The organism is Streptomyces sp. NPDC002669, assembly GCF_042889165.1.
Taxonomy (GTDB): Bacteria; Actinomycetota; Actinomycetes; order Streptomycetales; family Streptomycetaceae; genus Streptomyces.
Map to the genome: position 1 here is coordinate 272248 of NZ_JBIAQQ010000003.1, position 24709 is coordinate 296956.

The following is a 24709-nucleotide window of genomic DNA, read 5'->3' on the forward strand; positions in this document are numbered from 1 at the left end:
CGGGGAGGCACGCGCGTGCCTCCCCGGTCCAGGTCCACCCGTTCGGATTACACCGGGTTCAGCGCTTTCGAACGCCTTCGGCGAGTTCGCCCGCCAGGGAGCGGACGGCGGCCCGGCCGGCCTCCTCGTCGGGGGCGTCCAGCATCGCCTTGACGAAGGCCGAGCCGACGATCACCCCGTCGGCGAAGCCCGCGACCTCGGCGGCCTGCTCGGCGTTGGAGACGCCCAGGCCGACGCAGACCGGCAGCTCCGTCGTGGCGCGGGTGCGCCGGACCAGGTCCTGGGCCTGCTCGCCGACCGAGTTCCGGGTGCCGGTGACGCCCATCAGCGAGGCTGCGTAGACGAAGCCGGAACCGGCCTCCGTGATGGTGGCGAGCCGCTCGTCCCGGCTGCTCGGCGCGACGACGAAGACGGTCGCGAGACCGTGCTTGTCGGCGTGCTCGCGCCACAGGCCGGACTCCTGGACCGGCAGGTCGGGCAGGATGCACCCGGCGCCGCCCGCCTCCGCGAGCTCGGCCGTGAAGCGCTCGACGCCGTAGCGGTCGATCGGGTTCCAGTACGTCATGACGAGGATCGGGACGCCGGTCGCCTCGTGCGCCTCGCGGACCGTGCGCATCACGTCGGCGATCTTCACGCCGCCGCGCAGCGCGATGTCGTCGGCGGTCTGGATGACCGGGCCGTCGAGCACCGGGTCACTGTGGGGCAGCCCCACCTCGACGATGTCCGCGCCGCCCGCCACGACCGCCTTGACGGCCTCGATCCCGCCGTCGACGGTCGGGAAGCCGGCCGGGAGGTAGGTGATGAGCGCGGCCCGGTTCTCCGCCTTCGCCCGTGCGAGGGAGGTGCTCAACAGCTCCACGTTGCCGCTCACCTGGTGACCTCCTGTTCCCCGTCGGCCACATCGGCCTCGACGACCCCGTCGGTTGCGTCGTACAGCCCGAAGTAGCGGGCCGCCGTGTCCATGTCCTTGTCGCCGCGGCCGGACAGGTTGACCACGAGGAGCCCGTCCTTGCCGAGTTCCCTGCCGACCTCCAGGGCACCGGCCAGCGCGTGGGCGCTCTCGATGGCCGGGATGATCCCCTCGGTGCGGGACAGGAGGCGCAGCGCCTGCATGGCCGCGTCGTCGGTGACCGCTCGGTACTCGCCGCGGCCGATGTCCTTGAGGTACGAGTGCTCCGGGCCGATGCCCGGGTAGTCGAGCCCCGCGGAGATGGAGTACGGCTCGGTGATCTGGCCCTCGTCGTCCTGGAGGACGTAGCTGCGCGAGCCGTGCAGGATGCCGGGCTCGCCCGCGGTCAGGGTCGCCGCGTGCTCGCCGGTCTCCACGCCGTGTCCGGCGGGTTCGCAGCCGATCAGCCGGACGTGCGCGTCGGGGATGAAGGCGTGGAACAGTCCGATGGCGTTGGAGCCGCCGCCGACGCAGGCGATGGCGGCGTCCGGCAGCCGACCGGCCCGCTCCAGGATCTGGCGGCGGGCCTCGACGCCGATGACCCGGTGGAAGTCGCGGACCATGGCGGGGAAGGGGTGCGGTCCCGCGACGGTGCCGAAGAGGTAGTGGGTGCGGTCCACGTTGGCGACCCAGTCGCGGAACGCCTCGTTGATGGCGTCCTTCAGGGTCCGGGAACCGGACTTCACCGCGATGACCTCGGCGCCGAGCATCCGCATCCGCGCCACGTTCAGCGCCTGCCGCTCGGTGTCGATCTCGCCCATGTAGATGGTGCATTCGAGGCCGAAGAGCGCGCAGGCGGTCGCGGTGGCGACGCCGTGCTGGCCGGCTCCGGTCTCGGCGATGACCCTGGTCTTGCCCATGCGCCGGGTGAGCAGCGCCTGGCCCAGCACGTTGTTGATCTTGTGCGAGCCGGTGTGGTTGAGGTCTTCGCGCTTGAGGAAGACGCGGGCCCCGCCCGCGTGCTCGGCGAAGCGCGGCACCTCGGTCAGCGCGCTGGGCCGACCGGTGTAGTTGACCATGAGCTCGTTGAGCTCGGCGGCGAAGGCCGGGTCGGCCTTCGCCTTGTCGTACTCGACGGCGACCTCGTCCACGGCGGCGACGAGCGCCTCCGGGATGAACTTGCCGCCGAACGCACCGAAATATCCCTCGGCGCTGGGGATCAGACCCTCCGGGTCCGGGATGAAGAAGTCAGATGACATCCGACGTGCTCCTCGACATCGCAATGAGTGGGCTCACCGTATGCGCCGTGGGCGGAGCGCCGCCACGACCTCGGACGGTCGGGCGGTGGGGCGTGCGTACGCCGGAGAACTGCGGGTACGTCGGCCGGGGCTCGCTACGGCGCGGTCCCCGTGCGCCATCGCATGCCGTTGACCTGTCCGGGCTCGTCACCGATCACGTACCGCACCCGGCGGCCGTGCACCCGGCGGGCGGGGGCGCGGCAGCCGCGGTGCCAGAAGGGCGGCGCGCAGCGGCGGGGCTGGGGGTGGGCGAGCGGCGGGAAACAGCCGCGCGCCGTCGGTACGGACCCGTCCCGGGCAGCCGTGGTCACCGCGGGGCGCGGGGCCCTGCGGACACGGAGCTCGGGGCGGTCGGCGTACACGGTCCCGGTCAGCCCCGTCCGTGCCGGAGCGCGGGGTGGGCGCCGGCGGCGACCAGGTCGGCGACGGCGGCCCGCGGGTCGCGGCCGGTGACCAGGGACTCGCCCACGAGCACCGCGTCGGCGCCCGCGTTGGCGTACGCGATCAGGTCGTGCGGGCCGCGGACACCGGACTCGGCGACCTTGACGAGGTGGTCGGGGATCTCGGGGGCGACGCGCTCGAAGGTGGAGCGGTCGACCTTGAGGTCCTTCAGGTTGCGCGCGTTGACCCCGATGACCTTGGCCCCGGCGTCCACGGCGCGCTCCGCCTCCTCCTCGTCGTGCACCTCGACCAGCGGCGTCAGGCCGATGGACTCGGCGCGCTCGATCAGGGAGACCAGGGCCTCCTGGTCGAGGGCGGCGACGATGAGCAGGGCGAGGTCGGCACCGTAGGCGCGGGCCTCCCAGAGCTGGTACGAGGTGACGATGAAGTCCTTGCGCAGGACCGGGATGTCGACCTTGGCGCGGACGGCCTCCAGGTCGGCGAGGGAACCGCCGAAGCGGCGCTCCTCGGTGAGGACGGAGATGACGGACGCGCCGCCCGCCTCGTAGTCCGCGGCCAGTGCGGCCGGGTCGGCGATCGCGGCCAGGGCCCCCTTGGAGGGGCTGGAGCGCTTGACCTCGCAGATGACGTTGACGCCCTCGCCGCGCAGGGCGGCGGCTCCGTCCTTGGCCGCCGGAGCACGCTGCGCGCGTTCCTTCAGCTCGTCGAGGCTGACACGCGCCTGCCGCTCCGCGAGGTCGGCGCGCACGCCGTCGATGATCTCGTCGAGCACACTCACGCGAGCGGCCCCCTTCCGGGACGGTGATGAGGGAACAGGATCAGCCATGTCAATGCTATCCGCAGGAGGGCGAAGGGCCCGAATCCGCTCGGGAAACGTCCCACCAGCTGAGCATTCAGGGCGCCAGAGCAGAACCGAACGGCAGATTACGGACGACCGAGAAGACCAGCAGCACGGCCCCGATCGCCCACCACACGGCGGGCCGGACCGCGAGTCCCATGGGCCTGCCCCGGCAGGCGCGGACCGTCCAGACCACCCACAGGACGGCGAAGGCCGCGTAGCCGATGACGGCGAGCGCGTTGGAGCCGAGGGCGGCGGCGATGTCGCCGTGCGCGACGGCGTGGGCGCTGCGCAGCCCGCCGCAGCCCGGGCAGTAGAGCCCGGTGAGGCGGAGCAGCGGGCACACGGGGTAGTGGCCGGGCTCGTTGGGGTCCACGGTGCCGACGTAGCCGAAGGCGCCGACGACCAGGGCCATGACGCCCGCCGGCACGGCGAGGCGCCGGGCGCGCGACACGGGTGCGGGCGGCGGGGGGACGACCGGCGGGAAGGGTTGTCCGGGCACCGTCGGGCGGCCGGGGGCGGGCCCGGGGGCCGGTGACGGCGCGGCGGCGGGCGGAGTAGGCGTTGCGTCCACCCGGTGATTGTCCCCGCCGACGCGGCGAGGCGCAGCCCGGACCGGGCTGCGCCTCGCGCTCGTGCGGATGCCGTGCCTCAGGAGATCTGGGCCTGTGCGGCGCGGGCCCTGGCCTGGGCCATCTCCGCGGACTCCTTCGGCATGCCGAGGCCCGCCGCCTTCATCGCGAGGCCGACGACGCCGCCGAGGAGGACGACGGCCATTCCGGCCCAGAAGCCGACGGGGTTGGCCGCGACCATGAAGACGCCCGCGACGCAGAAGCCGATGAAGGAGATGATGACACCGGTCCAGGCGGCCGGGGTGTGTCCGTGGCTGCTGCCCGCCATGAGTTGCTCCTTGTTGGTGATGCGCTGGTGGTATAGCTGTGCGCAGGGCCGGTGGCGCCGTTGGTGCCGCCGTGCCGAGAGCTCGGCTTCATTGTCCCGTACGTGCGGGTAGGACGTGAGCTGGGGGTCACACCTCGCGCGTCGGGTCCTCGCCGCGGTCCAGTGCCTTCCACAGGTCCTCGGGCCGGTCCGGGTCCGGGGCGGTGCGGGCGGCCCTGCGGGGGCGGGGGGTGCCGTCGCGCTCGTAGCGGCCCGACATGGTGGGCCAGCGCTTCCCGTAGCGCAGTGCGAGCAGCCCGGCCAGCAGGATCAGCAGGCCGCCGGCCGCGGCGACGTAGGGCCATGCGGTGTGGCTGAGCGCGCCGATGGTGGCCTGGGCGTCGCCGGTGGACTGCGCGGCCTTCTCGTCGAGCGCGGCCCGGTCGACGGCGCCGAGGCAGGCGCTCAGTGCGGCGCCGAGGCCGCTGAGGGCGAGGAGCCCGGCGACGACCAGCCGCCCGGCGCCGCGCACCGCGAAGACGGCGACGAGGGCGGCCAGGCCCACCACGGCGAGGGCGGCGGGGACTCCGGTGACGTCCTGGCCCTCGGCGGACAGGGGCAGGAAGCCGCCGCCGACCGATGCCCGGCCCTCGGCCCAGGTCTGGCCGGAGGACAGCAGGACGACGGTGGCGCCGGCCGCCCCGAGGAGCAGACCGGCGGCCAGGCTGCGGCGGCTTCCCGGGGCGTCGGGCGCGGTGACGGATCGGGGCTGGGGTACGGATACGGCACTCACGTACTCCACTATCCCCTACCGCCTCACACGTCGCGGAGCCGGTTGGCCGTATGGACGGCGCGCAGCACCGCCGCCGCCTTGTTGCGGCATTCGGTGTCCTCGGCGACCGGGTCGGAGTCGGCGACGACCCCCGCCCCGGCCTGGACGTATGCCGTGCCGTCGCGCAGCAGCGCGGTGCGGATGGCGATGGCGGTGTCGGAGTCCCCGGCGAAGTCGAGGTAGCCGACGCAGCCCCCGTACAGCCCGCGGCGGGTGGGTTCGAGCTCCTCGATGATCTGCATCGCCCGGGGCTTGGGCGCGCCGGAGAGGGTGCCCGCGGGGAAGCACGCGGTGAGCACGTCGAAGGCGGTGCGGCCCTCGGCGACGCGGCCGGTGACCGTGGAGACGATGTGCATCACGTGCGAGTACCGCTCGATGGACATGAAGTCGACGACCTCGACGGTGCCGGGTTCGCAGACCCGTCCCAGGTCGTTGCGGCCGAGGTCGACCAGCATCAGGTGCTCGGCGCGTTCCTTCGGGTCGGCGAGGAGTTCGTCGGCGAGCGCCTGGTCCTCCTGGGGAGTGGCGCCGCGGTGCCGGGTGCCGGCGATCGGGTGGACCATGGCGCGGCCGTCCTCGACCTTGACGAGGGCCTCCGGGCTGGAGCCCACGACGTCGAAGCCGTCGAACCGGAAGAGGTACATGTACGGCGAGGGGTTGGTGGCGCGCAGCACCCGGTAGACGTCCAGCGCGCCGGCGGCGCAGGGGGTCTGGAAGCGCTGCGAGGGGACGACCTGGAACGCCTCGCCGGCCCTGATGCGTTCCTTCACGTCCTCGACGGCGTCCTGGTACGCCTTGCCGCCCCACAGCGCGGTGTACGGGGGCAGCTCGGACGGCGGGAGGGCGGCGGGAGCGTTCTCGACGGGGCGCGAGAGGTCGCGTTCCATGGCGTCGAGGCGGGCGACGGCGTCCGCGTGGGCCTCGTCCACGCCGGTCGAGAGGTCGTTGTGGTTGATCGCGTTGGCGATCAGCAGGACGCTGCCGTCCCAGTGGTCGAGCACGGCCAGGTCCGAGGTGAGCAGCATGGTCAGCTCGGGGAGGTGGAGGTCGTCCTCGGCGCTGTCGCCGATCCGCTCCAGGCGGCGCACGATGTCGTAGCCGAGGTAGCCGACCATGCCGCCGGTGAAGGGCGGCAGTCCGTCGTCGGCGACCAGGTCGCGCGGGGTGTGCAGGGTCTCGATGGTGGCGCGCAGGACCTCCAGCGGGTCCCCCTCGGCGGGGACGCCGACGGGCGGGACGCCCAGCCAGTGGGCCCGTCCGTCGCGCGCGGTGAGGGTGGCGGCGCTGCGCACCCCGATGAAGGAGTAGCGCGACCAGGTGCGGCCGTTCTCCGCCGACTCCAGGAGGAAGGTGCCGCTGCGCTCGGCCGCGAGCTTGCGGTAGAGCCCGACCGGGGTGTCGCCGTCCGCCAGGAGCCTGCGGCTGACGGGGATGACGCGCCGGTCCACGGCGAGTTTGCGGAAGGTGTCGAGATCCATGGCGGCTGCCCCTACTGCGCGAGTGGGAGGACGTCGGCGTCGAAGCAGGTGCGGTCGCCGGTGTGGCAGGCGGCACCCGTCTGGTCGACCTTGACGAGGACGGTGTCGGCGTCGCAGTCGAGGGCGACGGACTTGACCTGCTGGATGTGGCCCGAGGTGTCGCCCTTGACCCAGTACTCCTGCCGGCTGCGGGACCAGTAGGTGCACCGGCCGGTGGTGAGGGTGCGGTGCAGGGCCTCGTCGTCCATCCAGCCCAGCATCAGCACCTCGCCGGTGTCGTACTGCTGGGCGATGGCCGGGACGAGTCCGTCGGCGCCGCGCTTGAGGCGGGCCGCGATGGCCGGATCGAGGTTGCCGGACGGCGGCGGAGTGCTGGGCGTGGGCTCGCTGGTCATGCGCCCCATTGTGCCGTGGCCGCGGGGGCCGTTCGGCGCGACGTCCACTGGGCGGACCGGGTTCGACGGCCGTACGCTGGCGAGCATGTCGACCCATGCGAAGCGTGAACGGCTTCTGCTCGCCGATCTGTTGGAGGCGGCGGGCCCGGAGGCCCCGACCCTGTGCCGCGGCTGGACCGCCCGGGACCTGGCCGCCCACGTCGTGGTCCGGGAGCGCCGGCCGGACGCGGCGGGCGGAATTCTGGTGGGCGTGCTGAAGAACCGGCTCGAACGGGTGCAGGCCGAGTTCGCCGCGAAGCCGTACGAGGAGCTGATCCAGCTGATCCGCACCGGGCCGCCGCGGTTCTCCCCGTACGCCGTGAAGCAGGTCGACGAGGCCGCCAACACCGTGGAGTTCTACATCCACGCGGAGGACGTCCGCCGGGCCCAGCCGGACTGGTCGCGGCGCGAGCTGGATCCGGTCTTCGCCGATCTGCTGTGGTCGCGCACCGAGCGGACGGCCCGGCTGCTGGGCCGCAAATCCCCGGTGGGGCTGGTGCTGCGCCGCCCCGACGGGCGGACGGTGGTGGCGCACAAGGGAGTCCCGGTGGTGACGGTCACCGGTGAGCCCGGTGAGCTGCTGCTCTTCGCGTTCGGCCGGCAGGACGCGGCGGTGGTGGAGCTGGCGGGCGACAAGGAGGCGGTGGACCGGCTGCACACGGCGGAGCTGGGGATGTAGGCGCTTTCGTTTGACTCAGCGCGGGAGTTCCGCGCGGCGCAGTCCGGTGATGGCCAGCCCCGTCACCGCCCCCGATGCGCACACCGCGGCGCTGGCGACGAAGACCGGGCCGGTCCCCCACATCGCGACGGCGGCTCCCGTGACCGGGTAGCTGAGCGGAGCGATCGCGTGGGTGAACAGGGTCGAGACCGAGGTGACCCGGCCGAGGTAGGCGGGGTCGGTGACGGTCTGGACCAGGGCGCCCAGCAGGGAGCCGCCGAGGCCGGCGAAGAGCCCGACGCAACAGGCCACGGCGACGGCGAGGGCCACCGAGGGCGCGTACGCCAGGGCGCCGATGGCGACCGAGCCGAGCAGTACCGTCAGGCACATCACCAGCCCGGCGCGTGGCACCCGGCCGCGCACGGCGAGCAGCAGCGCCGACGCGCCCGCGCCGATCCCGAACGCGGCGATGACCCAGCCCATGCCGGAGGCGCCCCAGTCACGCTCCCGGGCGAGCATGATCATTCCGAGGTTGAGCGGCCCGGCGAAGCCCAGTTCGCTGACGGCGACGACCAGCATCAGCGGTCCGAGCAGCGGGTGACGGCGGATGTGGCGCAGCCCGTCGGCGAGGTCGTGCCAGGCGGTGCCGGAGCGTTCCGCGCCCTCCTGTTCGGGCAGCGGGCTGATCCGCAGCGACAGCAGCAGCGGCAGCGACACGGCAAAGAGCACTCCGGCCGCGGCGAAGGCGAGCGTCGGCCCGCCGAGGGCCACCGCGACGCCGCCGAGCGGGGCGCCGACGACATTGGCGGTACGGGTGGCCAGTCCGCGCATCCCCTGGACCCGGGCCAGCTGTCCGGCGGCGGTGATCCGGGGCGGCAGTGCGCCGACGGCGGGCAGGAAGAGGGCGTCGACCACGCCGAAGACGAGTGCGACGGCGATCAGCATCCACAGCGCGGGCGAGGTGAGCAGCAGCACGCCCGCCAGGCCGAGGACGACCAGGCAGCGGGCGGCGTCGCTGCCGATGACGACGCGGCGCGGCCCGAGCCGGTCGGCGAGCACTCCTCCGCCGAGCATCAGCACGGCCCTGGGTATGGAGCCGGCGGCGAGGACGAGGCCGGTCTGGGTGGGGTCCCCGGTGCGGGCGGCGGCCCAGGCGAGCGCCATGTAGTAGACGCTGTCGCCGATCATGGACGCGGTGTAGGCGCCGAGCCAGCGCAGGACGTTGGCGTCGCGGTGGGCGGGGCGTTCGGGAGCTTTCGTGGCCGTGGCGGTGACGGTCATGAGGGTGTCCTCTCCGGGCGTCGGCTCAGGTGCGGAACGGGAAGGCGTACAGGTGCATGGCGACGTTCTCGCGGCCTTCCGTGTCTCCGGCCTCCTCGCGGGCGCGGCCGAGTTCCTCGTACCGGTCGATCAGTTCGTGCACCTCCCGGCTGAGCGCGGAGAGCTCCTCGTGAGTGAGCCGGGCCAGGTACTCGGAGCTGGAGGCGGCGCTGCGCCACTCCGGCGGCCAGCTCCGGGCGGAGTCGAGGTAGCGGCGGTACATCTCGATGTGCTGGTCGAAGGAGAGCCGGCCGACGGCGGCGTGCACGGCCACCTTCTCGGGGGCGTCGCTGAAGTCCTCCTCGTGGAAGTTCAGCCCCTTGGAGGCGGGCTGCCACCAGCGTTCGCGGCCGTCCCCGCCCTGCCGTTCGGCCTCCTCGATCAAGCCGTGGTCGGCGAGCTTGCGCAGGTGGTAGCTGACCAGCGAGACGGCCTCGTCGACCTGGTCGGCGAGCTGGGAGGCGGTGGCGCTGCCCGCGATGTAGAGGGCCCGGTACAGCTTCATCCGCAGCGGGTGTCCGAACGCCTTCAGGGTCTCCAGGTCCGAGACGCGGCGCGATTCGTTGCTTGCCATGCCCCGACCCTAGATAGGAAAGGAAACTTGCGCAATATTTATTGCGCAAGAGAAGTTGCGGACTTTCGGAGCAGGGGCGAACCGGAACGGCACCAGAAAAGCCGATCGCCGGACGGGCCACGGCGGCCCGTCCGGCGATCGATGGGGTGGTGCGAGGTCAGCGGACCGGGTGTCCGGCCTCCCTGAGCGCGTCCTTGACCTCGGAGATCCGCAGATCGCCGAAGTGGAAGACGGAGGCGGCGAGCACCGCGTCGGCCCCCGCCGCGATGGCGGGCGCGAAGTGGGCGAGCCGCCCCGCGCCGCCGGAGGCGATGACGGGGACGGTCACGTGCTTGCGGACCGCCGCGATCATCTCGGTGTCGTAGCCGTCCTTGGTGCCGTCCGCGTCCATCGAGTTGAGCAGGATCTCGCCCGCGCCCAGCTCGGCGGCGCGGTGCGCCCATTCGACGGCGTCCATGCCGGTGCCCCTGCGGCCGCCGTGCGTGGTGACCTCGAAGCCGCCGTCGGGGCTGCGCCGGGCGTCCACCGAGAGCACCAGGACCTGGCGGCCGAAGCGCTCGGCGATCTCCCGGACGAGGTCGGGGCGGGCGATGGCGGCGGTGTTGACGCCGACCTTGTCCGCGCCGGCCCGCAGCAGCTTGTCGACGTCCTCGGCGGTGCGGACGCCGCCGCCGACCGTCAGCGGGATGAAGACCTGCTCGGCGGTGCGGCGCACCACGTCGTAGGTGGTCTCCCGGTCGCCGCTGGAGGCGGTGATGTCCAGGAAGGTCAGCTCGTCGGCGCCCTCGGCGTCGTACAGCTTCGCCATCTCGACGGGGTCGCCCGCGTCGCGCAGGTTCTGGAAGTTGACGCCCTTGACGACCCGGCCGTTGTCGACGTCCAGGCAGGGGATGACGCGTACCGCGAGGCTCATCGCGCACCTGCCCGGTACGCCTCGACCTCGACCTCGACGACCAGGCTCGGGTCCACCAGACCGGCGACGACGACCATCGTCGCGACGGGGCGGACCTCGCCGAAGAGGTCCTTGTGGGCGCGGCCGACCTCGTCCGTGTCCCGGACGTGCGTGACGTACATCCGGGTGCGGACGACGTCCTCGCGGCCCAGGCCGAACTGCTTCAGCGCGTCGAGGGCGACCTTGAAGGAGGTGACGGTCTGCTCGTACGGGCCGCCCGCGGAGATCTGGCCGTTCTCCACCGAGGTGCAGCCCGCGACCAGGACGAGCCCGTTCGGCAGCTCCACCGCGCGGGAGTAGCCGAACCGCTCCTCCCACGGGGCCCCCGAGGAGACCCGGTTGACCGCGTCGCTCATCCGGAGACCACCTGGAGGGCCTCTTCGAGGGTGAACGCCTTCGCGTACAGCGCCTTGCCGACGATCGCGCCCTCGACGCCCTCCGGGACGAGCGAGGCGATGGCCCGCAGGTCGTCCAGCGAGGAGACACCGCCGGAGGCGACGACCGGCTTGTCGGTGGCGGCGCAGACGTTCTTCAGGAGTTCCAGGTTGGGGCCCTGGAGCGTGCCGTCCTTGGCGATGTCGGTGACGACGTAGCGGGCGCAGCCCTCGGAGTCGAGGCGGGCGAGCGTCTCGTAGAGGTCGCCGCCGTCACGGGTCCAGCCGCGGCCGCGCAGCGTCGTGCCGCGGACGTCGAGGCCGACGGCGATCTTGTCGCCGTGCTCGGCGATGACCTTGGCGACCCACTCGGGGGTCTCCAGGGCGGCGGTGCCGAGGTTGACCCGGCGGCAGCCGGTGGCGAGGGCCGCGGCGAGCGAGTCGTCGTCGCGGATGCCGCCGGAGAGTTCGACCTTGATGTCCATGGCCCCGGCGACCTCGGCGATCAGCGCGCGGTTGTCACCGGTGCCGAAGGCGGCGTCCAGGTCGACGAGGTGCAGCCACTCGGCGCCGGCGCGCTGCCAGGCGAGGGCGGCCTCCAGCGGGGACCCGTAGGAGGTCTCGGAGCCGGACTCGCCGTGGACGAGCCGGACGGCCTGTCCGTCACGGACATCGACGGCGGGGAGCAGTTCAAGCTTCGGCATTACAGCGTCTCGATCCAGTTGGTCAGCAGCTGGGCGCCGGCATCGCCGGACTTCTCGGGGTGGAACTGGGTGGCCCACAGGGCGCCGTTCTCCACGGCGGCGACGAACGGCTCGCCGTGGGTGGCCCAGGTGACCCGGGGTGCGCGGATCTTGGGGTTGGTGACTTCCAGGCTCCAGTCGTGCACGGCGTAGGAGTGCACGAAGTAGAACCGGGCCTCGGGGTCGAGGCCGGCGAAGAGCTGGGAGTCCTCGGGGGCCCGCACGGTGTTCCAGCCCATGTGCGGGACGACCGGGGCCTTCAGCGGGGCGACGGTGCCGGGCCACTCGTCCAGCCCCTCCGTCTCCACGCCGTGCTCGATGCCGCGCTCGAAGAGGACCTGCATGCCGACGCAGATGCCCATGACGGGCCTGCCGCCGGAGAGCCTGCGGCCGATGATCCATTCGCCGCGGGCCTTCTTCAGCCCCTCCATGCAGGCGGAGAACGCTCCGACGCCGGGCACCAGCAGCCCGTCGGCGTTCATCGCCTTCTCGTAGTCGCGGGTGATCTCGACGTCCGCGCCGACGTGGGCGAGGGCCCGCTCGGCGGAGCGGACGTTGCCGAATCCGTAGTCGAAGACGACGACCTTCTTCTTGCCGCTCATCCGGTCGCTCTTGTTCCGTTCGCTCACGAGCCGCGCCTCAGTCCCAGAGTCCCTGGATCCGCATGACGCCCGCGAGCAGGCACATGAAGGACCCGATGCCGAGCAGGACTATGACCCCGCGGGGCATCTTCTGCTTCGAGAAGGAATAGACGCCGCCGGCCAGGAACAGGCCGACGACGATCAGGATGGTGCTGAGGCCGGTCACAGCGCGCCCTTCGTGGAGGGGAGGATGCCGGCGGCGCGCGGGTCGTGCTCGCTGGCGTAACGCAGGGCGCGGGCGAGCGCCTTGAACTGGCATTCCACGATGTGGTGGGCGTTGCGCCCGTACGGTACGTGGACGTGCAGGGCGATCTGCGCCTGGGCGACGAAGGACTCCAGGATGTGCCGGGTCATCGTCGTGTCGTACGTGCCGATCATCGGAGCCATGTTCTCCGGCTCGGTGTGCACCAGGTACGGCCGGCCGGAGAGGTCGACGGTGACCTGGGCGAGCGACTCGTCCAGCGGGACGGTGCAGTTGCCGAAGCGGTAGATGCCGACCTTGTCGCCGAGGGCCTGCCTGAACGCCGCACCGAGCGCGAGGGCGGTGTCCTCGATGGTGTGGTGCGTGTCGATGTGCAGGTCGCCGTCGGTCTTGACGGTGAGGTCGAAGAGTCCGTGCCGGCCGAGCTGGTCGAGCATGTGGTCGTAGAAGCCGACCCCGGTCGACACGTCGACCTTGCCGGAGCCGTCGAGATCGATCTCGACGAGCACCGAGGTCTCCTTGGTGGTGCGTTCGACTCTTCCTACGCGGGCCGCGCGAGTCATGCGTCGTGCTCCTTCTTGATTTCGCGTACCGCGTCGAGGAACGCGTCGTTCTCGGCCGGGGTGCCCGCGGAGACCCGCAGCCATCCCGGTACGCCGTTGTCCCGGACCAGGACGCCCCGGTCGAGGATCTGCCGCCAGACCGTGTGGCTGTCGGGGAAGCGGCCGAACTGGACGAAGTTGGCGTCCGAGTCGACGACCTCGTAGCCCAGCGCGCGCAGCTCCGCGACGATCCGGTCGCGCTCGCCCTTGAGCCGGTCGACGTACGCGAGCAGCGTATCGGTGTGCTCCAGGGCGGCGAGCGCGGTGGCCTGGGTGATGGAGGACAGGTGGTACGGCAGGCGCACCAGCTGGACCGCGTCCACCACCGCCGGGTCGGCGGCGAGGTAGCCCAGGCGCAGTCCGGCGGCGCCGAACGCCTTGGACATGGTGCGCGAGAGCACCATGTTCGGCCGGCCCTCGATCAGCGGGAGCAGCGAGGGGCGGTGGCTGAACTCGCCGTACGCCTCGTCGACGACGACCATCGACGGCCCGGCCGCCTGCGCGGCCTCGTACAGCGCGAGGACGGTGTCGGCGTCGACGGCGGTGCCGGTGGGGTTGTTGGGCGAGGTGATGAAGACGATGTCGGGGCGCCGCTCGGCGATGACCTCGCGGGCGGCCTCGACCTCGATGGTGAAGTCCTCGTTGCGCGGTCCGGAGATCCAGCCGGTGCCGGTGCCGCGGGCGATGAGGGCGTGCATGGAGTACGAGGGCTCGAAGCCGATCGCGGTGCGGCCGGGGCCGCCGAAGGCCTGGAGCAGCTGCTGGAGCACCTCGTTGGAGCCGTTGGCCGCCCAGACGTCGGCGGGGCCGACCTCGTACCCGGCGGTGCGGGTGAGGTAGCGGGCCAGCTCCGTACGGAGCTCGACGGCGTCCCGGTCGGGGTAGCGGTTGAGGTCGCGGGCGGCCTCGCGGACCCGCTCGGCGATCCGGTCGACGAGCTCCTCGGGCAGCGGGTAGGGGTTCTCGTTGGTGTTCAGCCGTACGGGCACGTCGAGCTGCGGTGCCCCGTACGGCGACTTGCCGCGCAGTTCGTCGCGGATCGGGAGGTCGTCGATGCGGGTGGCCCCGCGGGGGGTGTTGCCGTGCGTCACTGCTGCGGAACCTTCCAGCCGAACCTGGCCTTGAGCGCGGCGCCGTGGGCGGGGAGGTCCTCCGCCTCGGCGAGGGTCACGACGTGGTGGGCGACCTCGGCGAGCGCGTCGCGCGTGTAGTCGACGATGTGGATGCCGCGCAGGAAGGACTGCACGGAGAGCCCGGACGAGTGGCAGGCGCAACCGCCCGTCGGCAGCACGTGGTTGGAGCCCGCGCAGTAGTCGCCGAGCGAGACCGGGGACCAGGGGCCGACGAAGATCGCACCGGCGTTGCGGACCCGCTGGGCGACGGCGGCGGCGTCGGCGGTCTGGATCTCCAGGTGCTCGGCGGCGTACGCGTCGACGACCTTGAGGCCGTCCGCCAGGTCGTCGACCAGGACGATCGCGGACTGGCGGCCGGCCAGGGCGGGTTCGATCCGGTCGGTGACGTGCTTGGTCGCGGCGATCTGCGGCTTCAGCTCGGCCTCGGTGGCGTCGGCCAGCTCCGCGGAGTCGGTGACCAGGACGGCGGCGGCCATCGGGTCGTGCTCGGCCTGGCTGATCAGGTCGGCGGCGACGTGCACCGGGTCGGCGGTGGAGTCCGCGAGGATCGCGATCTCGGTGGGGCCGGCCTCGGCGTCGATGCCGATGCGGCCCTTGAGGAGCCGCTTGGCGGCGGCGACGTAGATGTTGCCGGGGCCGGTGACGAGGTTGACCGGCGGGCACTCGTCCGTGCCGTACGCGAACATCGCCACGGCCTGGGCGCCGCCGGCCGCGTACACCTCGTCGACGCCGAGCAGGGCGCAGGCGGCGAGGATGGTCGGGTGCGGCAGGCCGCCGAAGTCCTTCTGCGGCGGGGAGGCCACGGCGACGCCCTCGACGCCCGCCTCCTGGGCCGGTACGACGTTCATGACGACGGACGACGGGTAGACGGAGCGCCCGCCCGGCACGTACAGCCCGACGCGCTCGACCGGCACCCACTTCTCGGTGACGGTGCCGCCGGGGACGACCTGGGTGGTGTGCGTGGTGCGGCGCTGCTCGCGGTGGACGAGGCGGGCGCGGCGGATCGACTCCTCCAGGGCGGCCCGGACGCCGGGGTCGAGGTTCTCGGCGGCCTCGGTGATCGCCTCGGCCGGGACACGGATCGATTCGAGCCGTACGCCGTCGAATTTCTCCCCCCACTCGATCACTGCCGCGGAGCCGCGATGGCGTACGTCCTCGCAGATGGGCCGCACCGTCTCCAGGGCGGCTTCCACGTCGAACTCGGCACGGGGCAGCAGGTCGCGCAGGGCTCCGCCCTCGGGGAGGACGTCGCCGCGCAGATCGATTCGAGAGATCACACCGCAATTCTCGCAGACCGGCTCCGGCATCCGATCGTCCGTATCACTGGCTGATACGTGTCCTGGACGCCTTTCGGACGCGCTCGATGACTGATGGCGTTCACCTCGTCACTCAGCGGGAAGAACAGCTTGGAGTGGAAGGGGGAATCGTGACCGAGCCGCACGACGGTGATTTTCCGGATGGTCTCAGCGCGGCCGAGCTGGGCATGTGGCAGTCGTTCCGGAACGGCAGTACCTACGATCTGCGCGCGCGTGACCCGGCGCGGGACGATCCGTTCGCGCCCCGGGTGTGGGGTCCCGAACGCAGTGTGGACGGGCGCGTCGTCGCCCGGCTGCTGCTGTCCGGGCCGCCGCCGAGGCCGGGCCGGGTCGCCGCGCTGAAGCTGCGGGGCGTGCGGATCACCGGGACGCTCGACCTCGCGGGCGGGCGCGTCTCGCCGTACGTCGAGATGACCGGCTGCCGCTTCGAGAACGAGGTGGTGCTGCCCGAGTGCCACTTCACGACGCTGCGGATCGTGGGCTGCGCGATGCCCCGGCTGGAGGCGGCCCGGCTGCGGACCGAGGGCGATCTGCACCTGCCGCGCTGCCGGGTCGAGCGCGGCATCCGGCTCACCGACGCCCAGATCGGCACGGATCTGCTGATCAACCAGATCGAGATCGGTCCGGACCGGGGCGGCCGAGCCCTGGCCGCCGACGGGCTGTCGGTCGCCCAGGACCTCCAGGCGGAGCTGGTGGAGGCGCGCGGCGAGCTGAGTCTGCGCGGGGCGAAGGTCGGCGGTTCGCTGAGCCTGCGCGGCAGCCGGCTGCGGGGCAGGGACGGGCGGCGCGCGCTGAACGCCCCGCAGCTGACCGTGGAGCGGACGCTGTACATGAGCGAGGCGTGGGTGAGCGTCGACACCGGCGTCCAGGGCACCACTCCCCCGTTCGGCATCGTCATGGCGTCGACCCCGGCGAGCGGCACCCGGTCGCAGATCTTCGAGTGCCGCGGCGGGGTGCGGCTCGACGACGGGCGGTTCGGCGACGCGGTCGACCTGCACAAGGCGCGGTTCGTGCTGGGCCGGCACGAGGAGCTGTCGCTGCGCCGGATCGTCACCCCGGAACTGCGGTTCAACGCGGAGCGGCCGGAGGAGGGCCGGGTCGTGCTGAACGGCGCGAAGATCGTCACGCTGATCGACGTGTCGACCAGCTGGCCCGGGCCCGGCGGCCTGGCGATGGGCGGCTTCGTGTACGAGAACCTCGTCCCGTACGGACACTTCCCGCTCTCCCGACGCCTGGAGTGGGTGGCGGCGGCGACCCCGGAGTACGTGCCGGAGCCGTACGAGCGGCTCGCGACGGTGCTGCGCAACTGCGGGGAGGACGCGGACGCCCGCGAGGTGCTGCTGGCCAAGCAGCGGCGGCGGCGCGAGACCCTGCCGCTCGCCGCGAAGCTCTGGGGCTTCCTGCAGGACTGGGCGGTGGCGTACGGCTACCGGCCGGGGCGGGCGGCGGTGTGGATGGCGCTGCTCTGGGCGGCGGGGGCACTGGCCTTCTCCCGGCAGGTGCCGCCGCCGATCAAGCCGGACGAGCATCCGCAGTGGAACGCGGCGCTGTACGCGCTGGACCTGCTGATCCCGGTGATCAACCTGGGTCAGGACGGTTACTGGCGGATGGAGGGCGGCTGGCAGTGGGCCGCGGCCGTGCTGGTCCTGCTGGGCTGGATACTGGCCACGACGGTCGCGACGGGCGCCACCCGGCTGCTGCGCCGGGGCTGACCGGATTCCGGCCACGGGCGGGCCGGCGGCCGGGGGCCGGCCCGCCCGGAATCCCTTGCGCGGCGTGCCCCGCGCGAGGGTTCCGGGCCGCGGTCGAACGTCCGGACGGACCGCGTCCGCACCAGCGGACAGCACCGGCCGCAGCGACAGGAACAAGCCAGATTTCGCACTTTCCTTTACTCTTTCTTGACTCGGTCGAATACAACCCCTCCACTCGGCACCAAAGCTTCACAGCGCACCTCTGGCGCCGCCCCGACCAGCGCTTTTCAATGGTCTGCACCATGCCATTCCTCCGTGCTCTGCTCCGTACCGCGGGCCTGTTCCGGCGCTCCCCACAGGGCTCCGCCGGACTGCCCGCGGACGACGCGGTGCTGCTCGACGCCCCCGACGAGCGGCTCTCCCCGGCGCTGGTCGCCGCCGCCCTCGGGGAGTACGAACCTGCCGCGAAGCTCCTCGCCACCACCCGGGACGGCGCCGAGTGGGAGAACCGGGACCGCTACCTCGTCCGGCTCGTCGCCTTCGCCCGCAGCCGCGACGGCTGGCTGACCGACTGGCTCGCCGCCGCCCCGCACGACCCGGACGCCCTGCTCGTCAAGGCGCAGCTGGCGGTCCGCCGGGCCTGGGAGTCGCCCGCCAGGAGCGAGCAACTGCGCGAGGTGGGGCCGCTGATCACCGCGGCGGCCGAGAGCGATCCGCGCGACCCGGTGCCCTGGCGGCTCGCGCTCGACCACGCGCGCGGCACCCACGCCACGCACACCGTGTTCGAAGCGCTGTGGGAACAGGCCGTGCGGCGCTCCTCGCACCACTACGGCTGCCACGTCGCGGCGCTGCGCTACCTCTCCGCGGCCTGGTACGGCTCGCACCGCGAGTGCTTCGACTTCGCCGAGCGGGCCGCCGAGGACTCGCTGCCCGGTTCGCTGGTCCAGGCGCTGCCGCTGCGGGCCGCCTTCGCCCTGCTGGTCGAGGGGCCCGGGGCCCGGACCACCTCGGTGCAGGAGGAGCGGATCGACGCGGCGGCGGATCTGGCGATCACGCTGTCCGCCTCGTTCGCGCCGGGCGACCCCTGGCCGGCCGAGGTCCGCAACCTGCTGGCGTTCGTGCTGGTCGCCCGGGGCCGCTGGGCCGAGGCGCTGGAACAGTTCCGGCGGATCGGACCGCACGCGGCGTCGTTCCCGTGGTCGTCGGTCTCCGACGATCCGCTCGGCCGGTTCCTGGAGGCGAGGGACGACGCGCGGCTCCGGGCGGCCTGCGGGACGCCCGTGCCGGACCGGGGCGGCCGGGGCCGGACCCGCGGCCATTACGCTTGAGCGTTGTGACCACCGCTCGCCTGCCCCTGTTCCCGCTGAACGTGGTGCTGTTCCCCGGCCTCGTGCTGCCGCTGAACGTCTTCGAGGAGCGTTATCGCGCCATGATGCGCGAGCTGCTGAAGACCGACGAGGACGAACCCCGGCGCTTCGCCGTGGTCGCGATCCGCGACGGCCGCGAGACCGCCCCGACGGCCCTGGGGATGCCGGAGGAGGTGAACGCCACCGCCGAGCGCGGCCCCGCGGACGGCTTCGGCCCCGACCCCGTGCAGTCCTTCCACCGGGTCGGCTGCGTCGCCGACGCGGCGAAGATCCGGGAGCGGCCGGACGGCAGCTTCGAGGTCCTCGCGACCGGCACCACCCGGGTCAGGCTGCTCTCCGTCGACGCGAGCGGCCCTTTCCTGACGGCCGAGCTCGAAGAGCTGGACGAGGAGCCCGGCGAGGAGGCGGGGGCGCTCGCCGAGGGCGTGCTGCGGGCCTTCCGCAGCTACCAGAAGCGACTGGCCGGGGCGAACGAACGCTCCCTGACCACCGGCGCGGAGCTGCCCGACGACCCCTCGGTCGTCTCCTACCTGGTCGCGGCTGCGGCCGTGCTCGACGTCCCGGCCAAACAGCGGCTGCTCCAGGCCCCCGACACCGCCACCCGGCTGCGCGAGGAGCTGACCCTGCTGCGCTCCGAGACCGCCGTCATCCGTCATCTGCCGTCGCTGCCCGCGGTGGACCTGACCCGCGCCCCGACCCACCCCAACTGATCCGGCCGGCCCGGCCGGCGACGAGCGACCCGAGGACCCTTTCCCCGTGGCGAAGAAGCCGAAGAAGCAGCAACAGTCCGGCGGCACCCCGGCCACGGTCGCCCTGACCGCGGCCGGTACGGCGTTCACCGTCCACGCCTACGACCACGACCCGGCGTCGGCCTCCTACGGCGAGGAAGCGGCCCAGGCCCTGGGCGTCTCCCCCGACCGGGTGTTCAAGACCCTCGTCGCGGACGTCGACGGCGCCCTCACCGTGGCCGTCGTCCCGGTGGCCGGTTCGCTGGACCTCAAGGCCCTGGCCTCCGCGGTGGGCGGCAAGCGCGCCGCCATGGCCGACCCGGCGGCCGCGGAGCGCACCACCGGCTACGTGCGCGGCGGCATCTCGCCCCTGGGCCAGCGCAAGCGCCTGCGCACGGTGCTGGACGCCTCGGCCCGGTCCCACGTGACGATCTGCGTCTCGGCGGGCCGCCGCGGCCTGGAGGTGGAACTCTCCCCCGAGGACCTGGCGTCGCTCACCGGCGCGGTGTTCGCGGAGATCGGCCGGGGCGCGTAACGCCCCTCCGGCGAACGGGGGCGGGAAGGGGACGGGCCCCGCGCAGCAGCCCGCCCGTCGCGGTCACCGCCCACGGCAACCGCGCCGCACCGCCCCTGCGACTACGCCCCGGCCGGCGTCCCGCCCGACGGCGCTCCGTCCGCGGGCGCCCCACCCGCGGGCACCGGCCCGCCGGAAGGCAGCGGCCCGAAGCCGCCCCCGTACATCCCCCACGGCTCCGGATCGCGCGGGGCGAACGCCGCGGTCAGTCCGAGGTGCACCGCCATCGCCCCCAGCGGCCACGCCAGCAGCGCGCCCTTCGCCCGGAGCTGGAGCGGTGCGTCGAAGACCACGCCCTTGCCGACCGCCCGCGCGTGCGCGACCACGTCCTGGTCCGGCCCGAGCCACACCCCCAGCCGCCAGGCCAGCAGCGAGCCGAGCAGTCCGCCCAGCGCGAGCCCGATGACGAGGGCGACGCCGCCGCTCCTGCGGAAGAAGAAGACCAGGGCCCCGGAGACCGCCCCGCAGGCCAGGGCCAGCAGGGCGAACGTGCCGTCGGCGCCGATCGCCTCCTCGCCCTCGCTGTTGCTCAGGAAGACGGCGGTGTCGTCGGAGATCAGCGGGACCCGGGGCGCCAGCCACAGCCAGAGGAGTCCGAGCACGATGCCCGAGACGGTGACGAGCGCGGTGACCACCGCGGCCCTGCGCAGCTCCGCCCCGATGTCCTTCTTCCCGGGTTCCAGCAGGCTCCCGTGGTGACCGTCGGCCCCTCCGAAACCACCGGGCCCACCGGGCCCGCCGAATCCACCGGGGTGCCCCGGCCCGCCGCCCCGGTTGGGCGGGGGCTGCCAGGGATCGTTGGACGAGGGCTGGTGAGGCGGCGTCAGAGGTGCGGTCACCGCCCCATCGTGCCAGGCGCGCCCGGACCACGCCTCACCGGACCGCTGCCCTGCGGTACGCCCAGGTCGCCGCGGCCAGCGCGAGGACGCCGACGGCGGCACAGACGCCGAGGTCCAGCGCGACGGCCGCCCAGTCGGGGCTGGTGTCGAAGGACCGGGAGAGCGCCTCGACCCCGTAGGTCGAGGGCAGCAGGTCCCGGGCCCAGTCGATCGGGGCGGGCAGCCGGTCCGCCGGGAGCACGCCGAGCAGCAGCGCCGCCGACATGCCCAGCTGGCCGAGCAGGGTGGCCAGTTCCTGGCGGGGCGCGAGCAGCCCCAGCGCCGCGCCCAGCCCGGAGAGCGCCGCCCCGGACAACGGGATGACGGCGGCGAGCACCCACAGGTGGGTCAGCGGCAGCCCGAACATCACACTGCCCGTCACGGCCGTGACGACGGTGCCGGGCACGGTGAAGGAGGCGTACGCCCCGGCCGCGCCGAGCACCACGGCGGCGGGCGGCACCGGCAGCGTGGCGTAGTGGTCGAGCCCGCCGCCGGCCCGCAGCTGCCCGAAGTACTGGGCGAGGAGGTTGAGCGCGACGAAGGCCACGACCAGCACGCTGGACCCGGCGACGACGGCGCGGGCCTCCGAGCCGCCGTCGACGACCCCGCGCATCAGCACCATGATCCCGATGGACTGGAACGTCGCGACGAAGAGCAGCGGGATCCGGGCGACCCGGGCCCGGGACAGCTGGGCGCGGTAGACGGCCGCGAGCGAGGGGAACAGCCGGGCCCTCGGGGCGAGCGGTGCGGGCACCGCTCCCCCGTCGCCGTACCCGCCGCCGGCCGTGCCGTTCCGGCCGTCACCGGCGATCCGGACGGCGTCGGCGGTCCGGCCGTCCGTGCCCGGCGGGACGGCTCCCACCGCGTGGTCGGGAACGATGCTCGTCACCTGGCGTTGCTCCTGTTCGTTCCCCGCCCGGCCGTGGACGCGCACCCGGTCGCCCCGCCCGCCCCGGTCATGACTTCACCAGCTCCTCGGTCGCGGCCCCGCCGAGCGCCAGGTAGACGTCCTCCAGGCTGGGCGTCGCCAGCGTGAAGTCGTCGAGTGCGGCGAAGGCCGCCCCGCCGGTCACCGCGGCGACCGCCGCCCGTGCCTCGTCGGGGCCGAGCCGCATCACCCAGCGCCGCCCGGACTCCTGGGCCGAGGCGCGCAGCGCGGCCACTTCGGGCACGTCCAGGGGGGCGCGTTCCCGCCACACCAGTTCGACCCGTACCTCGCCCGCGACGCGTTCCTTGAGCCCGGCCGGGGTGTCGCAGGCGATGACCCGGCCGCGTTCGATCACGGCGACCCGGTCGAGGACCGTCTCGGCCTCGATGACGTTGTGGGTGACGAGCAGCACCGTCGTGCCGCGCTCGGCCCGGCGCCGGTCCACGGCGGCCCAGACGGCGCGCCGGGCGACGGGGTCCATGCCGGTCGTCGGCTCGTCCAGCACGAGCACCGGCCGTTCGCCGACCAGTGCGGCGGCGAAGCAGGCGAGGCGCCGCTGCCCGCCGGAGAGCTTCTTCAGGGCGCGCCCCGCGATCTCCGTGAGGCCCAGTTCGTCGAGCACGGCATCGCGCTCGGCGCGGGCGTCCGCCGCCGTGAGGCCGCGCAGTCTTCCGGTGGTCTCGGCGGCGAGCGACACGGTCAGCTCGTCGAGCGCGGTGGACTCCTGCCCGAGGTAGCCGATCAGCCGGGAGGCCCGTTCGGGGTGGCGCACGAGGTCGTGGCCCAGCACGTCCACGCTGCCGGAGTCGGGGCGCATCAGCCCGGTGAGCTGTCTCACCAGGGTGGACTTGCCGGCGCCGTTGGGGCCGAGCAGTCCGAAGATCTCGCCGCGCCGCACGTCCAGGCTGATCCCGTCGGTGGCGCGCACCTCGGGTGTGGCGGGTGTCCCCCGGCGGCCGCGGGCTGCGGGATAGGTCCTGACCAGATCACGCACCGCGCACACGGTCCCGGTCGCCGTCTGCGCCTGTGCTGTGCCCGTACTCACGAGGTACGAGGGTACGGGGTCGGGCGCCCCGGATCGTGCCCGGGGCGGTGCCGGTCGGGCCTCGGCACGGTGTTCGGCGGCCGGACGTCCCGCCCGGGGCCGCCCGGCGCCACCACCCCGCCGCACACCCGTACGACTCCGGGCGTCACCGCCCGGACCGGCCGCCGCCGGGGCCACGCGCTCGGCGGCACGGCGTCGGCGCCGGGGCCGCGCGCCGCAGGGCCCGTCAGCCGCCGGAGGGGCCCGTCCGCTCCGCCGCCGTCGGGGCGTGCTCCGCCGCGGCCCGTACGTCGACCTCCCGCCAGAACCCCGCCCTGATCGCGTAGCGGTCGTGCTCGTCGATCTGGTCGTCCTTGTGGGCGAGCAGGCCGAACCGGGCCGCGTAGCGCAGCAGCTCGCCGTCGATGCGGTGCGGGATGCGCGGGTACATGGTGGACAGCTTCTGGAGGTGGACGGTCTCGGGCAGCCGTTCCATCCAGCGCCGGGCGAAGACCTGGCCCACCTCGAAGGGGTCGCCGCCGACGGTGGTGATGTCCTCCTCACGGTCCGCCCAGCGCTGTTCGGCGCTGGTGAGCTGGGCCAGGGTGGGCAGGGAAGCCGTCTCGGCGGGCTCGCCCAGCGGCCCGCCGCGCTCCACCCAGCCCCGGTCGGACGACCAGCGCAGGGTCGCCGTGGCGGGCGGGGGCGCGGCCTGCCGGTCGGGCGGGGGCACGGGGCCGCGCAGGCTGCCCGCCAGCTCCTTGGGGGTGGGGACGCCCCGGCCGCCGCCCGCGGGCCGGTCGGCGGCGGTGCTCTCCCCGGGCGGCGGGACGGCGGGGCCGGGCTCCTGCGCGCGGGCCTCCGACGCCCGCTCGGCGGAGGCGGCCAGGGCCGCCTCGGGCAGCGGCGCGGAGAGGATCGCGGCGATCTCCGGGCGGGGCGCGGGCGGCGGGGCGCAGACGCCGGTGTCCCTGGCCCGTACGGCCTGGGTGATCCAGGCCCGGTCGAGCACCCTTCGTTCGTCGGCCTCGGCCACCAGGTCCTCGGACTGGTTGTAGTCGCCGCCGGCGGCCTGGACGGCCCACAGGTGGACGGCGACGCCGTGTTCCTTGGCGGACATCAGGCCGGGCAGCAGGTCGCCGTCCCCGGTCACCAGCACCACGTCGGAGCAGGCCCGGTTCCTGGCGAGTTCGGTGAGCTCGGCGTGCATCGCGGCGTCGACGCCCTTCTGCGCCCAGCGCCCGTCGCTGCGGGTGAGGGCGCCCAGCCGGACCGTCACCCGGGGCATCACGCGCAGTCTGCGGTGTTCGGGCTGCGGTACGCGGTCGGGGGCGCCGTCGAACCAGTAGATCCGCAGCAGCGGCTGCTGCGTGTCCGCCTCGGCCCGCTCCCGCAGGCCCCGGATGAGGGCCGCGTGGTCGACGGTGATGCGGGAACGGGCGGGCTCTCCGGCCAGCAGGCTCGCGGCTGCGCCCAGCAGATAGCCGGCGTCCACCAGGACGACGCAACGGTCCACGCGTTCCACCCTCTTCCAGAAGTTCGGGTGCGGTCCTTGCCCGGGGTTTCCTTCGAGTCTGCCCGACCGCGCAGGGGTTGACGGCCGGAACTCGATCATCGGCGTGGCGGATCCGGAAAACCTCGCGGGACTTGCCGTCGCTACGCACGGTAATGATCCAACATGCATGGTTTGTCCCGACATGTGAATCTGAACGCGGTCCTGGCCCCGAGATTCCCCACAGGAGGAACACCACCATGGCCAAGAACAAGAACCGCAAGCAGGGCAGCCAGCAGAACCGCGCGACCGGTCCGGACCGCAGCGCGGAGCAGGCCGGGGAGACCCCGTACGAATCGCAGATACAGTCGCAGTCCCAGGCCCAGGGCAGCCCTGCCGATGTTGCTCGTAAGCACCAGCGGCGCTTCGGTCACAACTGACCCCGGCCCCTTCCCGGTCCCG

At 73.4% G+C, this 24709-nt stretch carries 29 protein-coding genes; 6 read left to right on the forward strand and 23 right to left on the reverse strand.

Going from position 1 to position 24709, the window contains the following annotated elements; all coding sequences use genetic code 11:
• Positions 1-58: 58 nt before the first annotated feature.
• The 9 genes from trpA to hisI form a co-directional block, all read right to left on the reverse strand.
• Positions 59-871, reverse strand: coding sequence for a tryptophan synthase subunit alpha (trpA, locus tag ACFYW1_RS06035; protein ID WP_388987648.1), 813 nt, complete (start codon positions 869-871; stop codon positions 59-61).
• The gene (gene trpB / locus ACFYW1_RS06040) at positions 868-2148 is read right to left on the reverse strand and encodes a tryptophan synthase subunit beta (RefSeq protein WP_388987651.1); all 1281 of its coding nucleotides are present in this window, start codon (positions 2146-2148) and stop codon (positions 868-870) included. Before trpB ends, trpA begins: the two co-directional genes overlap by 4 nt.
• Before the next feature lie 134 nt (positions 2149-2282).
• Positions 2283-2549, reverse strand: coding sequence for a tryptophan biosynthesis modulator TrpM (gene trpM / locus ACFYW1_RS06045; RefSeq protein WP_388987654.1), 267 nt, complete (start codon positions 2547-2549; stop codon positions 2283-2285).
• 8 nt (positions 2550-2557) lie between these two features.
• Positions 2558-3367, reverse strand: a complete 810-nt coding sequence (gene trpC / locus ACFYW1_RS06050; protein ID WP_388987657.1) for an indole-3-glycerol phosphate synthase TrpC — start codon at positions 3365-3367, stop codon at positions 2558-2560.
• A gap of 115 nt (positions 3368-3482) precedes the next feature.
• Positions 3483-4001, reverse strand: a complete 519-nt coding sequence (locus ACFYW1_RS06055) for a DUF2752 domain-containing protein (RefSeq protein ID WP_388987659.1) — start codon at positions 3999-4001, stop codon at positions 3483-3485.
• Positions 4002-4078: 77 nt separating this feature from the next.
• Positions 4079-4327, reverse strand: a complete 249-nt coding sequence (locus ACFYW1_RS06060) for an HGxxPAAW family protein (RefSeq protein WP_388987662.1) — start codon at positions 4325-4327, stop codon at positions 4079-4081.
• A 127-nt stretch (positions 4328-4454) separates the two neighbouring features.
• Positions 4455-5108 carry a TIGR02234 family membrane protein gene (locus tag ACFYW1_RS06065; protein WP_388987665.1) on the reverse strand — a complete coding sequence of 218 codons (654 nt, stop codon included), beginning with the start codon at positions 5106-5108 and terminating at the stop codon, positions 4455-4457.
• Positions 5109-5122: 14 nt separating this feature from the next.
• A complete protein-coding gene (locus ACFYW1_RS06070; protein WP_388987668.1) occupies positions 5123-6616 on the reverse strand; it encodes an anthranilate synthase component I in 1494 nt (497 codons plus the stop codon).
• 11 nt (positions 6617-6627) lie between these two features.
• Positions 6628-7011 carry a phosphoribosyl-AMP cyclohydrolase gene (gene hisI, locus ACFYW1_RS06075; protein WP_148834334.1) on the reverse strand — a complete coding sequence of 128 codons (384 nt, stop codon included), beginning with the start codon at positions 7009-7011 and terminating at the stop codon, positions 6628-6630.
• 85 nt (positions 7012-7096) lie between these two features.
• On the opposite strand from hisI, the gene ACFYW1_RS06080 reads away from it, so the two are divergent.
• Positions 7097-7729 (forward strand): TIGR03085 family metal-binding protein, encoded by a 633-nt coding sequence (locus tag ACFYW1_RS06080; protein ID WP_388987672.1) that lies wholly within the window; start codon positions 7097-7099, stop codon positions 7727-7729.
• 15 nt (positions 7730-7744) lie between these two features.
• Here ACFYW1_RS06080 and ACFYW1_RS06085 read toward each other — a convergent pair whose 3' ends face one another.
• The 10 genes from ACFYW1_RS06085 to hisD form a co-directional block, all read right to left on the reverse strand.
• Positions 7745-8989 (reverse strand): MFS transporter, encoded by a 1245-nt coding sequence (locus tag ACFYW1_RS06085; RefSeq protein WP_388987674.1) that lies wholly within the window; start codon positions 8987-8989, stop codon positions 7745-7747.
• Between the two features lie 25 nt (positions 8990-9014).
• On the reverse strand, positions 9015-9602 hold the full coding sequence (locus ACFYW1_RS06090; protein ID WP_388987677.1) for an ArsR/SmtB family transcription factor: 588 nt from the start codon (positions 9600-9602) through the stop codon (positions 9015-9017).
• 157 nt (positions 9603-9759) lie between these two features.
• Entirely contained in the window at positions 9760-10515 is a 756-nt protein-coding gene (gene hisF / locus ACFYW1_RS06095) for an imidazole glycerol phosphate synthase subunit HisF (protein ID WP_388987680.1), read from the reverse strand.
• The gene (locus tag ACFYW1_RS06100; RefSeq protein ID WP_388987683.1) at positions 10512-10910 is read right to left on the reverse strand and encodes a RidA family protein; all 399 of its coding nucleotides are present in this window, start codon (positions 10908-10910) and stop codon (positions 10512-10514) included. The genes hisF and ACFYW1_RS06100 overlap by 4 nt, the downstream gene beginning before the upstream one ends.
• The gene (priA, locus tag ACFYW1_RS06105; RefSeq protein ID WP_388987686.1) at positions 10907-11632 is read right to left on the reverse strand and encodes a bifunctional 1-(5-phosphoribosyl)-5-((5-phosphoribosylamino)methylideneamino)imidazole-4-carboxamide isomerase/phosphoribosylanthranilate isomerase PriA; all 726 of its coding nucleotides are present in this window, start codon (positions 11630-11632) and stop codon (positions 10907-10909) included. Before priA ends, ACFYW1_RS06100 begins: the two co-directional genes overlap by 4 nt.
• Positions 11632-12273 (reverse strand): imidazole glycerol phosphate synthase subunit HisH, encoded by a 642-nt coding sequence (hisH, locus tag ACFYW1_RS06110; RefSeq protein WP_388988166.1) that lies wholly within the window; start codon positions 12271-12273, stop codon positions 11632-11634. The genes priA and hisH overlap by 1 nt, the downstream gene beginning before the upstream one ends.
• 37 nt (positions 12274-12310) lie before the next feature.
• Entirely contained in the window at positions 12311-12478 is a 168-nt protein-coding gene (locus ACFYW1_RS06115; RefSeq protein ID WP_187438482.1) for a hypothetical protein, read from the reverse strand.
• Complete coding sequence (gene hisB / locus ACFYW1_RS06120) at positions 12475-13077, reverse strand: imidazoleglycerol-phosphate dehydratase HisB (RefSeq protein ID WP_148834347.1); 603 nt, start codon at positions 13075-13077, stop codon at positions 12475-12477. Before hisB ends, ACFYW1_RS06115 begins: the two co-directional genes overlap by 4 nt.
• On the reverse strand, positions 13074-14207 hold the full coding sequence (locus tag ACFYW1_RS06125) for a histidinol-phosphate transaminase (protein ID WP_388987690.1): 1134 nt from the start codon (positions 14205-14207) through the stop codon (positions 13074-13076). Before ACFYW1_RS06125 ends, hisB begins: the two co-directional genes overlap by 4 nt.
• Positions 14204-15526, reverse strand: a complete 1323-nt coding sequence (hisD, locus tag ACFYW1_RS06130) for a histidinol dehydrogenase (protein ID WP_388987693.1) — start codon at positions 15524-15526, stop codon at positions 14204-14206. Before hisD ends, ACFYW1_RS06125 begins: the two co-directional genes overlap by 4 nt.
• 149 nt (positions 15527-15675) lie before the next feature.
• Between hisD and ACFYW1_RS06135 the strand changes: the two genes are divergently transcribed.
• The 4 genes from ACFYW1_RS06135 to ybaK all read left to right on the forward strand — a co-directional run bounded on the left by ACFYW1_RS06135 (position 15676) and on the right by ybaK (position 19886).
• Positions 15676-17277 (forward strand): oxidoreductase, encoded by a 1602-nt coding sequence (locus tag ACFYW1_RS06135; protein ID WP_388987696.1) that lies wholly within the window; start codon positions 15676-15678, stop codon positions 17275-17277.
• Positions 17278-17558: 281 nt separating this feature from the next.
• Complete coding sequence (locus ACFYW1_RS06140) at positions 17559-18584, forward strand: hypothetical protein (protein ID WP_388987699.1); 1026 nt, start codon at positions 17559-17561, stop codon at positions 18582-18584.
• A 5-nt stretch (positions 18585-18589) separates the two neighbouring features.
• Positions 18590-19333, forward strand: a complete 744-nt coding sequence (locus tag ACFYW1_RS06145) for an LON peptidase substrate-binding domain-containing protein (protein ID WP_388987702.1) — start codon at positions 18590-18592, stop codon at positions 19331-19333.
• A 46-nt stretch (positions 19334-19379) separates the two neighbouring features.
• Positions 19380-19886 (forward strand): Cys-tRNA(Pro) deacylase, encoded by a 507-nt coding sequence (gene ybaK / locus ACFYW1_RS06150; RefSeq protein ID WP_388987705.1) that lies wholly within the window; start codon positions 19380-19382, stop codon positions 19884-19886.
• A gap of 101 nt (positions 19887-19987) precedes the next feature.
• On the opposite strand, the gene ACFYW1_RS06155 is transcribed toward ybaK, so the two are convergent.
• The 4 genes from ACFYW1_RS06155 to ACFYW1_RS06170 form a co-directional block, all read right to left on the reverse strand.
• Positions 19988-20764 carry an ABC transporter permease gene (locus ACFYW1_RS06155; protein WP_388987708.1) on the reverse strand — a complete coding sequence of 259 codons (777 nt, stop codon included), beginning with the start codon at positions 20762-20764 and terminating at the stop codon, positions 19988-19990.
• A 34-nt stretch (positions 20765-20798) separates the two neighbouring features.
• Positions 20799-21692 (reverse strand): ABC transporter permease, encoded by an 894-nt coding sequence (locus tag ACFYW1_RS06160; protein ID WP_388987711.1) that lies wholly within the window; start codon positions 21690-21692, stop codon positions 20799-20801.
• Between the two features lie 67 nt (positions 21693-21759).
• Entirely contained in the window at positions 21760-22734 is a 975-nt protein-coding gene (locus ACFYW1_RS06165; protein ID WP_388988169.1) for an ABC transporter ATP-binding protein, read from the reverse strand.
• A 268-nt stretch (positions 22735-23002) separates the two neighbouring features.
• Complete coding sequence (locus ACFYW1_RS06170; RefSeq protein WP_388987714.1) at positions 23003-24280, reverse strand: NYN domain-containing protein; 1278 nt, start codon at positions 24278-24280, stop codon at positions 23003-23005.
• A gap of 227 nt (positions 24281-24507) precedes the next feature.
• Between ACFYW1_RS06170 and ACFYW1_RS06175 the strand changes: the two genes are divergently transcribed.
• A complete protein-coding gene (locus ACFYW1_RS06175; RefSeq protein WP_388987717.1) occupies positions 24508-24687 on the forward strand; it encodes a hypothetical protein in 180 nt (59 codons plus the stop codon).
• The last annotated feature ends 22 nt before the right edge of the window (positions 24688-24709 follow it).

Bases quoted from the DNA above. Each gene is read 5' to 3' on its own strand.
- ACFYW1_RS06090 (WP_388987677.1), bottom strand. From the start codon at position 9,602: ATGGCAAGCAACGAATCGCGCCGCGTCTCGGACCTGGAGACCCTGAAG.
- trpB (WP_388987651.1), bottom strand. From the start codon at position 2,148: ATGTCATCTGACTTCTTCATCCCGGACCCGGAGGGTCTGATCCCCAGC.
- hisB (WP_148834347.1), bottom strand. From the start codon at position 13,077: ATGACTCGCGCGGCCCGCGTAGGAAGAGTCGAACGCACCACCAAGGAG.
- ACFYW1_RS06080 (WP_388987672.1), top strand. From the start codon at position 7,097: ATGTCGACCCATGCGAAGCGTGAACGGCTTCTGCTCGCCGATCTGTTG.
- ACFYW1_RS06070 (WP_388987668.1), bottom strand. From the start codon at position 6,616: ATGGATCTCGACACCTTCCGCAAACTCGCCGTGGACCGGCGCGTCATC.
- ACFYW1_RS06100 (WP_388987683.1), bottom strand. From the start codon at position 10,910: ATGAGCGACGCGGTCAACCGGGTCTCCTCGGGGGCCCCGTGGGAGGAG.
- ACFYW1_RS06060 (WP_388987662.1), bottom strand. From the start codon at position 4,327: ATGGCGGGCAGCAGCCACGGACACACCCCGGCCGCCTGGACCGGTGTC.
- hisI (WP_148834334.1), bottom strand. From the start codon at position 7,011: ATGACCAGCGAGCCCACGCCCAGCACTCCGCCGCCGTCCGGCAACCTC.
- priA (WP_388987686.1), bottom strand. From the start codon at position 11,632: ATGCCGAAGCTTGAACTGCTCCCCGCCGTCGATGTCCGTGACGGACAG.
- ACFYW1_RS06085 (WP_388987674.1), bottom strand. From the start codon at position 8,989: ATGACCGTCACCGCCACGGCCACGAAAGCTCCCGAACGCCCCGCCCAC.
- ACFYW1_RS06175 (WP_388987717.1), top strand. From the start codon at position 24,508: ATGGCCAAGAACAAGAACCGCAAGCAGGGCAGCCAGCAGAACCGCGCG.
- hisH (WP_388988166.1), bottom strand. From the start codon at position 12,273: ATGAGCGGCAAGAAGAAGGTCGTCGTCTTCGACTACGGATTCGGCAAC.
- hisF (WP_388987680.1), bottom strand. From the start codon at position 10,515: ATGAGCCTCGCGGTACGCGTCATCCCCTGCCTGGACGTCGACAACGGC.
- ACFYW1_RS06140 (WP_388987699.1), top strand. From the start codon at position 17,559: ATGCCATTCCTCCGTGCTCTGCTCCGTACCGCGGGCCTGTTCCGGCGC.